General features: G+C 34.8%; 2 protein-coding genes. Both read right to left on the reverse strand.

What is annotated here, in order from left to right:
• Positions 1 to 100: 100 nt before the first annotated feature.
• Positions 101 to 562 carry a carbonic anhydrase gene (locus ACFSBH_RS12315; RefSeq protein ID WP_379597776.1) on the reverse strand — a complete coding sequence of 154 codons (462 nt, stop codon included), beginning with the start codon at positions 560 to 562 and terminating at the stop codon, positions 101 to 103.
• 23 nt (positions 563 to 585) lie between these two features.
• The coding region (locus tag ACFSBH_RS12320; protein ID WP_379597778.1) for a SulP family inorganic anion transporter at positions 586 to 1,804 on the reverse strand (1,219 nt) is incomplete at its 5' end.

The following is a 1,804-nucleotide window of genomic DNA, read 5'->3' on the forward strand; positions in this document are numbered from 1 at the left end:
AAAGGCTGTCGCCCCTACGGGGCAACATCCTTTTACATGCCTATCCCCATAGAAAGTGTTCATTCTTATTTAGCAATAACTGTCTATTATAGTTTAGCAGTTACAGATGACTCTTTAAATTTTCTATTTGTTGTAATATATTCTGTTTGGAAAGCTCTTGTTGGGACAGATTACATGTATCCGGTAATCCTTTTTTTATTTTTGAAATCCAACTCTTTAACTCATTTTCGTTATTACCGCTACAAGCAGCTTCTATCCCTCCGCAGCTAGTATGCCCTTTAATAACTATTTTTTTTACTTTTAAATGCTTGAGTGCATAATACAAGCTTGCATTCAAGCTAGTGTCATCATCGGTAACTTGATTTGCAATGTTTCGGTGAACAAACATACTCCCAAGTGGCATGTTAGCAACAATAGAAGGACTGACCCTAGAATCAGAACAAGCTATTACAAAGTACTCTGGTGATTGCCCTTCTTTTAACCTTTCAAAATAATGAGGATCCTCTTTTAATATACTATTAACAAACCCTTGATTGTTATCAGCCATTATTTGCTTACTCATGAGATCACCCCAAGTTTTACATTTCAAAGAGCCTGATCTACAGACAGAAAATCAATTTTCCCCTTGTACTTTTTATCTAATCCTGCTTTTCTAAAGAGTTCATAGACTGGTTGTTTGATTCCAGCAATATAAAACTCTATATTAGATTTTTTGTAGCCTTCTATGATTTTCGTTAATTCGTCAAGCGCAATAGCATCCATTGAATTAACCCCCGAAAAGTCTAGAATGACTTTATTAATGTTTGCCTTTTCAAGGATAGCTTGTTGAAGTTTTTCTTCAACAAATGCCATGTTCGCAAAATATAACGATGCATCTATTCGGTATATTAACAAGTTCTCATATGTTTTGGCATTTGGATAATACTTCACATTCTTAAAAACATTCTGATCACTAAGATATCCTAATTCAGCTATATGAGGATATGCACTTCTCCAAATAAACAGCAGTAAGGATACACCGATTCCAACTAGTATTCCTTGTTCAATCCCCAATGTAAGAGTTGCTATAAAAGTAATTAGTAATGTCCATCCATCTGCTTTTTTTACCTTGAATAAATGAACTGCTTCCTTTGCATCAATTAATCCATACACAGCAACCATTATAATTGCTGCTAATACAGCTTGAGGAAGAAAGTAAAACAACCCTGTAAAGAATTGAAGCGTAATAAAAATTAATACTGCTGTAATAATAGAAGCAAGACCTGTTCTAGCTCCTGCTTGATAGTTTACTGCTGTCCTTGAAAATCCTCCTGTAACTGGAAAAGCAGAGAAAAATGACCCAAAGATATTTGCCAGGCCTAAACCATTTAACTCTTGATTTGCATTAATTTTATATTTTTCTTTATTGGCAATTGACTTTGCAACTGCGACAGATTCCATAAAACTGACAAATGAAATCGTCAATGCAATCGGTAGTAAAGCCGTAATTGCCTCTATATTAAACATTGGAATTGAAAATGCTGGTATTCCATTCGGAATATCACCAACAATCTTAACACCAACTTGGTCTAATTGAAGAAAACGAACTACTAAAATACCCAAAACTACAACAACTAATGGTGCTGGAAATTTAGGTGCCATTTTTTTAAGTAATATAAGAATGATAATACTCCCTAGGCCAATTAAAAATGTTACCATATTGTTAGAGTAAAATGTTTGTGGGAGAACATATACCCTGTCTTTGGTGTTGAAGTCGCAAGACTTCAACACCAAAGACAGGGCAAGCAAGCGAAGCGCGGTAGTA

The sequence above is a fragment of the Oceanobacillus luteolus genome, from assembly GCF_042678205.1.
GTDB classification, from domain to species: Bacteria; Bacillota; Bacilli; order Bacillales; family Amphibacillaceae; genus Oceanobacillus; species Oceanobacillus luteolus.

Bases quoted from the DNA above. Each gene is read 5' to 3' on its own strand.
- ACFSBH_RS12315 (WP_379597776.1), bottom strand. From the start codon at position 562: ATGAGTAAGCAAATAATGGCTGATAACAATCAAGGGTTTGTTAATAGT.